An 8,689-nucleotide genomic window follows, 5' to 3' on the forward strand; every position below is an offset into this window, starting at 1 on the left:
CCGCCCGCCCGACCCGCGGATGGCAGTATCGGGCTGTCGTACGCATCACCGCACACAGGTGGGGGATCGCCGTGAGTCATGTGGAGAAGGAACTGGCCAGTCAGCCCGAGTGCTGGCGGCGCGCGGCCGAGGCGGCCGCCGCGCACACCGGGGCGCTGCCCGGGCCGGGGGAGCGGGTGGCCATCGCCGGCTGCGGGACCTCGCTGTACATGGCGCAGGCCGCGGCGGCCCTGCGCGAGGGGGCGGGGCAGGGCGAGACCGATGCCTTCGCCGCCTCCGAGTTCCCGGCCGGCCGCCGCTATGACAGGGTCATCGCGCTGACCCGCTCCGGCACCACCACCGAAGTCCTGGAACTCCTCGCCCGACTGCGCGGCCGCACCCGTACCACCGCGGTCACCGCGGACCCCGCCACCCCGGTGATGACCGCCGCCGACCAGGTGGTGGTGCTGGACTTCGCCGACGAGGTCTCGGTGGTGCAGACCCGCTTCGCCACCAGCGCGCTCACCCTGCTCCGCGCCCACCTGGGGCTGCACGGCGAGGCCGTGGTGGCCGACGGCCGGACCGCCCTCGCCGAACCGCTGCCGGACGGGCTCACCGCCTGCTCGCAGTTCACCTTCCTGGGGCGCGGCTGGACGGTGGGCCTGGCCAGCGAGGCGGCGCTCAAGATGCGGGAGGCCTCGCTGTCCTGGACCGAGGCGTACCCGGCGATGGAGTACCGCCACGGTCCGATCAGCATCACCGGCCCGTCCACCGCCACCTGGATGATCGGCGACCCGCCCGCGGGCCTGGCCGAGCAGGTGCGGGCGGCCGGCGGGACCTGGGTGGCCGGCGGACTGGACCCGCTGGCCGAACTGGTCCGGGCGCAGCGCCTGGCGGTGGCCGTGGCGGCGGCCCGCGGACTGGACCCGGACCGCCCGCGCAACCTCACCCGCTCGGTGATCCTGCCCGAATCCTGAGACGGCAGGGCGCCGGGACCGGCCGATCGTCCGGTCCGCGGGCGGACGTCACCGCCGAATCACCGTCAATCGCCCAGCCCGCCTAGCCAACCGTGACCAGCGGCGGACACTTCGTCACCGGCGTGGCTAGGATGATCGCGATATTCCGCTTCCGGGGCTTCCGACCCCCGTCCCTGAGGAACTGATGACAGATCACATATCGGAGGTGATGGTCTGGTGCCTGGCCGTGGTCGTCATCGCTCTTCTGGTCCTGCTGCTGCGGCAGCACCGGATCACCGCCGTCGCACGGAGGCGCAACGCCGTACTCGAAGGCGGACTCCTGGCGCGTGACGAGGAGATCCGGCACCTGGTGGCGGTCCGCCTCCCGGCACTCGCCGACGCCACGAGCCGGCCCGGGCCGCCGCCAGGCCCGCGGGACCACGGGCTGACCGGCACCCCGTTCGCGCAGAACCTCCAGGCCGTCATGGAGCTGTTCCAGCGAGCCGTGGAGAACGCCCAGGCCAGAGCCGACGTCTCGGCGAAGACCGCGCTGAAGGCGTCCATGCGGGCGCTCCAGGGGCTGGCGCACGAACAGCAGTTGGCGATCTCCGAGATGCAGGACCGCCACGACAACCCGGACGTCCTGGGCGACCTGCTCCAGATCGACCACGCCAACTCGCAGTTCGGCCGGCGCGCCCAGGCCATCGCCGTACTCTGCGGATCCTGGCCCGGCCGGCAGCGGGCCGCCTCCTCGCTCACCGAGGTGGTGCGCGGTGCCACCTCCCGCATCCGCGACTACCGCCGGGTGCAGGTGCACACCCAGATCGACATCGCGGTGGCCAGCCGGGCCGTGGAACCGGTGGTGCTGGCCACCGCCGAGCTGCTCGACAACGCCACCCGGCACTCCCAGCCCAACACCAAGGTCGAGGTCAGCCTGCAGCCGGTGCACAACGGCGCCTGCGTGGTCATCGATGACGCCGGTGTCGGCATGAACGCCCAGGAGGTGCAGCGCGCCGCCGAGCTGCTGGCCGGCAGCCGGCCGGTGGACGTCTCCCGACTCGGCGACCCCCCGCAGTTCGGCTTCCCGGTGATCGGCGTCCTCGCCGCGCGGTACGGCTTCAGCGTCTCGGTCGACACCCGGTCCCCCTACGGCGGTGTACGCGCGGTGCTCTTCCTGCCCAGCGCACTCCTCACCCACCTGGACCCGGACCCGCCGCAGACCATGTCAGCCCCCGCACCCCAGGCCGCCGGCCGGCCGCAGCCCACTCCGGCGCCGGTCCCCGAACCGCGCGCCCCGCAGGCCCGGCCGCGGCCCGGCGACGACACCCCGCGCTCCTACCAGTCGACCGCGGGCGGCCTGCCCAAGCGCCGCCGCCGGCAGCCCGCCGCCGACCAGCAGCGGGACGACTGGCCGACGCCGACGGCGCACGAGCCCGCCGCGGAGTCCGACACCGGCTCGCACCCCGTCCGTTCGGCGGAGGAGACAGCCCGGCGCATGGGCGCCTTCGCCCGCGGCACCCGGTCCGGTCGCGCGCAGGACCGGGACGGTGCCGCTCCCCACCACGAAGAAGGGAACCGCCAGGCATGAACGACCACATGAACAACGAGTTGGGCTGGATGCTCGACGAGGTCGTCCGGATGCCGGAGGCGCGGCACGCGATCCTGCTCTCCGCGGACGGCATGCTCCGCGCCCACTCCGAGGGCATCCACCGGGACGAGGCCGAGCGCCAGGCAGCCGCGCTCTCCGGGCTCCAGTCGATCAGCCGCAGCACCGCCGAGTTCTGCCAGCCCGAGGAGACGCCCTGGCGGCAGACGCTGGTGGAGTTCGCCGGCGGCTATGTGTTCCTGATAGCCGCCGGACCCGGCGCCTATCTCGCCGTCTCGGCCAGCGAACAGGTGGACATGGAGGCGGTCACCTACCGGATGCAGAAGCTGGTCGACCGCCTCGGCAAGGAACTCACCAGCCCACCGCGGCAGGACGACGCCTGGCAGGGGATGGGCAGCACGGCATGACCCCGCGGCGTCGCGAGGAACGAGGGCTGGTGCGGCCGTACGTCGTCACGGACGGCCGCGCACACCCGACCCGTAACACGTTCGACCTGGTCACGCTGGTCATGGCCCATGGCGACCGGCCGCTGTCCGGACTCAGCCCGGAAAAGCGCCGGTTGATGGAGCTCTGCCTCGGCGGGGCGCTCTCCGTCGCCGAGATCGCCAGCCATCTGCGGCTGCCGGTCAGCGTCACCAAGGTCCTGCTCGGCGACCTCGTGGACAGCGGACACATCACCACCAGGTCCCCCATCCCCTCGGCGCAACTGCCCGAGGCCCAGCTTCTGCAGGAGGTGCTCGATGGACTCCGCGCTCGCCTCTGACAGCGGTCTCTATCTCCGACAGACCGTCAAGACGGCGGTGAAACTGCTGGTCGTCGGGCACTTCGCAGTCGGCAAGACGACCTTCGTCGGCTCGCTGTCGGAGATCAAGCCGCTGCGCACCGAGGAGACCATGACGCAGGCCGGCGCCCTGGTCGACGACCTCACCGGCATCAAGGACAAGACCACCACCACGGTCGCCATGGACTTCGGCCGGCTCACCCTGAGCGACTCGCTGGTCCTGTACCTGTTCGGCGCCCCCGGGCAGCAGCGCTTCACCCGGCTGTGGCAGGACATGACCCGCGGCGCCCTGGGCGCCCTGGTGCTCGCCGACACCCGCCGTCTGGAGCAGTCCTTCGACGTCATGGGCCTGCTGGAGGACCACGGCCTGCCGTACGCGGTCGCCGTCAACCACTTCGACGGGGCGCCCGCCTACCCCGAGGCGGAGATCCGCGAGGCCCTCGACCTGCTGCCGGAGACCCCGCTGGTCACCTGCGACGCCCGCGACCGCACCTCCTCCACCCAGGCCCTGATCTCCCTGGTCCAGTACCTGTACGCCCGCACGACCCAGGAGCATGCGTGACCTACCGCCCCGACGCCGGCGCCGTGCCGCCACCCGGCTGCCCCGTGCACCACGGCGACCCGGGCCGGGTCCCCGGCGCCGAGCCGCTGTACGGGCCCGAGTTCGCCGCCGACCCGCAGGCCGTCTACCGGCGGCTGCGGGCGTTCGGGCCCATCGCCCCGGTGGAACTCGCCCCCGGCGCGTACGCCACCTTGGTCACCGGCTACCAGGCCGCGCTCGACGTACTGCGCAGCCCGGAGAAGTTCGCCAAGGACGCCCGGCGCTGGAGGGCACTGGCCGACGGCCGGGTGGCCCCGGACAACCCGGTGGTCCCGATGATGGTGTACCGGCCCAACTGCCTGTTCGCGGACGGCGAGGCGCACGCCCGGCTGCGCCAGCCGGTCACCGAGGGCCTGGACCGGGTGGACCCGGCCGCCCTGCGCGGCTACGTGGAGCACAGCGCCGACACCCTGATCGACAAGTTCGCCCCCAACGGCGAGGCCGACCTGCTCGGCGACTACGCCAAGGCGCTGCCGCTGCTGGTCTTCCAGCAGCTGTTCGGCTGCCCGCCCGCCATCGGCGAGCGGCTGGTCCAGGGCATGTCCGGGATCTTCGACGGGGTGGACGCCGAGCGGGCCAACGCCATGCTCACCGAGACCTTCATGGAGCTGATCGCGCTCAAGCGCCGTCAGCCGGGAGCCGACATCACCTCCTGGATGCTGGCCCACCCGGTGGGGCTGACCGACGAGGAGATGATCCACCAGCTCGTCGTCCTGATGGGCGCCGGCACCGAGCCCCAGCAGAACCTGATCACCAACGCGCTGCGGCTGCTGCTCTCCGACGACCGCTTCGCCGGCGACCTGTCCGGCGGCAGCCTCCCGGTCGAGGACGCGCTGGACGAGGTGCTCTGGCTCGACCCCCCGATGGCCAACTACGCCGTCCACTACCCGGTGCACGACCTGGACTTCGCGGGCGTGCGGCTGCGCGAGGGCGAACCGGTGGTGGTCAGCTTCGCCGCCGCCAACAACGACCCCGCCCTCGCCTCGGAGCACCGCACCGGCAACCGGGCGCACCTGGCCTGGAGCGCCGGTCCGCACACCTGCCCCGGCAAGGACGCCGCCCGGCTGATCGCCGCGGTGGCCGTGGAGAAGCTGCTCGACCGCATCCCGGACATCCAACTCGCGGTCCCCGCCGACCAGCTGGCCTGGCGCCCGGGCCCGTTCCACCGCGCACTCGCCGCACTACCCGTGCGCTTTCCCCCCGTGCCGCTGACCGTGACGACGCCGCTGCCGACGCCGGCGTCCGCACCCATGACGGCACCCGTGCGTGACCACATCGACGAAACCAACACCCCCGGAGACAGCCGATGGAACGCGAATCCAGCCAGCCCGCCACTGTTGTCATCGACCCCACCGGCCGCGATATCCACGCCGAGGCCGACCGCATCCGCGCCCACGGGCCGGCGACGCGTGTGGAGCTCCCTGGCGGCGTGGTGGCATGGGCGGTGACCCGCCAGTCGCTGCTCAAGGAACTCCTGACCGACCCGCGCGTCTCCAAGGACCCGCGGCAGCACTGGCCCCGCTGGATCAACGGCGAGGTCTCACCCGAGTGGCCCCTGTTCACCTGGGTCGCGGTGCAGAACATGTTCACCGCCTACGGCACCGACCACCGCCGGCTGCGCACCCTGGTCGCCAAGGCGTTCACCGGACGCCGCGTCGCCGCGCTGCGCCCCCGTATCGAGGAGATGGCCGCCGAACTGCTGGACAAGCTCGCCGCCACCGAGCCCGGTGAGGTGGTGGACCTGCGGGAGGGATACGCCTATCCCATCCCGATCCAGGTGATCTGCGAGCTCTTCGGCATCGAGGACGAGGAATCCCGGGAGGGGCTGCGCGCCTGCGTGGACAGCATCTTCCACACCTCCGCCGACCCGGACGAGGTGACCGCCACCTACGGGCGGATCTACCAGCTGCTGGGCGAGCTGGTCGCGAACAAGCGCGAGAACCCCAAGGACGACCTGGCCAGCGGGCTGATCGCGGCCCGCGACGAGGACGGCGACTCCCGGCTCACCGAGCAGGAGCTGGTCGACACCCTGCTGCTGGTGATCAGCGCCGGCCACGAGACCACCGTCAACCTCCTCGACAACGCCATCCACCTGCTGCTCACCCACCCCGAGCAGCTGGCCTTGGTCCGCTCCGGCGAGGCGAGCTGGGACGATGTGATCGAAGAGGCACTGCGGGTGCAGGCCCCGGTGGCCAACCTGCCGCTGCGCTACGCGGTGGAGGACATCGAGCTGGACGGCGGCCTGGTGATCCACAAGGGCGAGGCCATCGTGGCCGGGTACGCCGCCGCCGGACGCGACCCCGAGGTGCACGGCGAGGACGCCGGCGCCTTCGACCTCACCCGGCAGGTCAAGGACCACCTGTCCTTCGGGTACGGGGTCCACTTCTGCCTGGGCGCACCGCTGGCCCGGCTGGAGGCCGCGGTGGCACTGCCGGCGCTCTTCGAGCGGTTCCCCAAGCTGGCCCTGGCCGCCCCGCCGGAGGGGCTGACCCCGGTCGAGTCCTTCATCTCCAACGGACACCGGCACCTCCCGGCCCTGCTCAGCTGAGCACCAGGCCGCCCACCCGTCGTCGCCGGGGCGATGGGTGGGCACGGCCCCGGACACCCCTTACGATGCTCTGCTGTGTCCAAACTGACCGACATTCCCAAACGGATCCTGATCGGCCGGGCGCTGCGGAGCGACAAGCTGGGCGAGACCCTGCTGTCCAAGCGCATCGCCCTGCCGGTCTTCGCGTCCGACCCGCTGTCCTCCGTGGCGTACGCACCCGGCGAGGTGCTGCTCGTCCTGTCCGTGGCGGGAGCGTCGGCCTACCACTACAGTCCGTGGATCGCTGCCGCCGTCGTGGTGCTCATGTTCACCGTGGTGGCCTCCTACCGGCAGAACGTCCACGCCTATCCCAGCGGCGGCGGCGACTACGAGGTGGCCACCACCAACCTCGGGCCCAAGGCGGGCCTCACCGTCGCCAGCGCCCTGCTGGTCGACTACGTGCTCACCGTGGCCGTGTCGATCTCCTCCGGGGTGGAGAACCTCGGCTCCGCGGTGCCCTTCATCGTGGAGCACAAGACGGCCTGCGCGGTGACCATCATCGTGCTCCTCACGCTGATGAACCTGCGCGGCGTCAAGGAGTCGGGCAAGCTCTTCGCCATCCCGACCTACGTCTTCGTCGCCGGCGTCTTCCTGATGATCGCCTGGGGCGCCTACCGCGGACTGGTGCTCGGCGACGACATGCGCGCCCCCACCGCCGACTACGAGATCAACCCCCAGCACTCCGGACTGGCCGGGTTCGCCCTGGTCTTCCTGCTGCTGCGGGCCTTCTCCTCCGGCTGCGCCGCGCTCACCGGCGTGGAGGCCATCAGCAACGGCGTACCCGCCTTCCGCAAGCCCAAGAGCCGGAACGCGGCGACCACCCTGGCCCTGATGGGCGGCCTGGCCGTCACCATGTTCTGCGGCATCATCGCGCTGGCCATGACCACCGATGTGAAGATGGCCGAGAACCCGGCGCACGAGCTGCTGAAGAACGGCGTCCCGGTCGGCGACGACTACACCCAGAACCCGGTGATCTCGCAGGTCGCGGCGGCCGTCTTCGGTGACGGAACCTTCCTCTTCGTGCTGCTGGCCGCGGCCACCGCGCTGGTGCTGTTCCTGGCGGCCAACACCGCGTACAACGGTTTCCCGCTGCTCGGCTCGATCCTGGCCCAGGACCGCTACCTGCCCCGCCAGCTGCACACCCGCGGCGACCGGCTGGCTTTCTCCAACGGCATCGTGCTGCTGGCCGGCACCGCCGCGATACTGGTGTGGATCTACGGAGCCGACTCCACCAAGCTGATCCAGCTCTACATCGTCGGCGTCTTCGTCTCCTTCACGCTCAGCCAGATCGGCATGGTCCGGCACTGGAACCGCCATCTGGCCGCCGAGCGCGACCCGGCCAAGCGCCGGCACATGATCCGGTCCCGGGCGATCAACACCTTCGGCGCGTTCCTCACCGGCCTGGTGCTGGTCGTGGTGCTGCTCACCAAGTTCACCCACGGCGCCTGGGTCGCGCTGCTCGGCATGGTGATCTTCTACGTCACCATGACCGCCATCCGCCGGCACTACGACGGCGTGGCCGAGGAGCTGGCGCTGACCGAGGAGGACGACGAGGCGGCACGCCCCTCCCGGGTGCACGCCATCGTGCTGGTCTCCAAGATCCACAAGCCCACCCTGCGCGCCCTCGGCTACGCCAAGCTGATGCGCTCGGACCGGCTGGAGGCGCTGAGCATCAGCGTCGACCCGGCCGAGACCAAGGCCCTGCAGGCCGAGTGGCAGGAGCGGGGCATAGACGTGCCGCTGAAGGTCCTCGACTCCCCGTACCGCGAGATCACCCGGCCCGTGGTCGACCATGTGAAGAGCCTGCGCCGGGAGAGCCCGCGCGACGTGGTCAGCGTCTACATCCCGGAGTACGTGGTCGGCCACTGGTACGAGCACCTGCTGCACAACCAGAGCGCGCTGCGCCTCAAGGGCCGGCTGCTGTTCACCCCCGGGGTGATGGTCACCTCGGTGCCCTGGCAGCTGGACTCCTCCGAAGCGGCCAAGCGCCGGGCCCGCAGGCGCGCCGAGTGGAACGCGCCGGGCGCCGTCCGGCGCGGCACCGTCGGCCGGCCCGCACGCGAGCCGGCCGGCGCCGAGCCGCCGCCCCCCGCGAACTGATCCCGCCACCGGCCCGCCCGGCCCCGCCCGCACCACGGGGGGCCGGGCGGGCCCGTGTGCGGGTGGCGGCGTCCTGGGT

Annotated in this window: 8 protein-coding genes; all 8 read left to right on the plus strand. The window is 72.0% G+C overall.

Annotation, left to right across the window (positions count from 1 at the left end; translation table 11 throughout):
• The first annotated feature begins 71 nt into the window (after positions 1-71).
• The 8 genes from E4099_RS24420 (at position 72) to E4099_RS24455 (ending at position 8,610) form a co-directional block, all read left to right on the plus strand.
• Positions 72-956 carry an SIS domain-containing protein gene (locus E4099_RS24420; protein ID WP_135341276.1) on the plus strand — a complete coding sequence of 295 codons (885 nt, stop codon included), beginning with the start codon at positions 72-74 and terminating at the stop codon, positions 954-956.
• Between the two features lie 184 nt (positions 957-1,140).
• Positions 1,141-2,523, plus strand: a complete 1,383-nt coding sequence (locus E4099_RS24425; protein ID WP_135341277.1) for an ATP-binding protein — start codon at positions 1,141-1,143, stop codon at positions 2,521-2,523.
• On the plus strand, positions 2,520-2,948 hold the full coding sequence (locus E4099_RS24430) for a roadblock/LC7 domain-containing protein (protein ID WP_135341278.1): 429 nt from the start codon (positions 2,520-2,522) through the stop codon (positions 2,946-2,948). Before E4099_RS24425 ends, E4099_RS24430 begins: the two co-directional genes overlap by 4 nt.
• Positions 2,945-3,304, plus strand: a complete 360-nt coding sequence (locus E4099_RS24435) for a DUF742 domain-containing protein (RefSeq protein ID WP_135341279.1) — start codon at positions 2,945-2,947, stop codon at positions 3,302-3,304. Before E4099_RS24430 ends, E4099_RS24435 begins: the two co-directional genes overlap by 4 nt.
• The gene (locus E4099_RS24440; RefSeq protein ID WP_135341280.1) at positions 3,282-3,884 is read left to right on the plus strand and encodes a GTP-binding protein; all 603 of its coding nucleotides are present in this window, start codon (positions 3,282-3,284) and stop codon (positions 3,882-3,884) included. The genes E4099_RS24435 and E4099_RS24440 overlap by 23 nt, the downstream gene beginning before the upstream one ends.
• A complete protein-coding gene (locus E4099_RS24445; RefSeq protein ID WP_386389330.1) occupies positions 3,881-5,371 on the plus strand; it encodes a cytochrome P450 in 1,491 nt (496 codons plus the stop codon). The genes E4099_RS24440 and E4099_RS24445 overlap by 4 nt, the downstream gene beginning before the upstream one ends.
• Positions 5,368-6,471 carry a cytochrome P450 family protein gene (locus E4099_RS24450; protein ID WP_245245130.1) on the plus strand — a complete coding sequence of 368 codons (1,104 nt, stop codon included), beginning with the start codon at positions 5,368-5,370 and terminating at the stop codon, positions 6,469-6,471. Before E4099_RS24445 ends, E4099_RS24450 begins: the two co-directional genes overlap by 4 nt.
• A gap of 75 nt (positions 6,472-6,546) precedes the next feature.
• Positions 6,547-8,610 carry an APC family permease gene (locus E4099_RS24455; RefSeq protein WP_135341282.1) on the plus strand — a complete coding sequence of 688 codons (2,064 nt, stop codon included), beginning with the start codon at positions 6,547-6,549 and terminating at the stop codon, positions 8,608-8,610.
• Positions 8,611-8,689 lie beyond the last annotated feature (79 nt).

Origin of the sequence: Streptomyces palmae (assembly GCF_004684805.1) — a bacterium.
Taxonomy (GTDB): Bacteria; Actinomycetota; Actinomycetes; order Streptomycetales; family Streptomycetaceae; genus Streptomyces; species Streptomyces palmae.

Coding starts and splice junctions, on each gene's coding strand:
- E4099_RS24430 (WP_135341278.1), top strand. CDS start 2,520: ATGAACGACCACATGAACAACGAGTTGGGCTGGATGCTCGACGAGGTC.
- E4099_RS24440 (WP_135341280.1), top strand. CDS start 3,282: ATGGACTCCGCGCTCGCCTCTGACAGCGGTCTCTATCTCCGACAGACC.
- E4099_RS24435 (WP_135341279.1), top strand. CDS start 2,945: ATGACCCCGCGGCGTCGCGAGGAACGAGGGCTGGTGCGGCCGTACGTC.
- E4099_RS24425 (WP_135341277.1), top strand. CDS start 1,141: ATGACAGATCACATATCGGAGGTGATGGTCTGGTGCCTGGCCGTGGTC.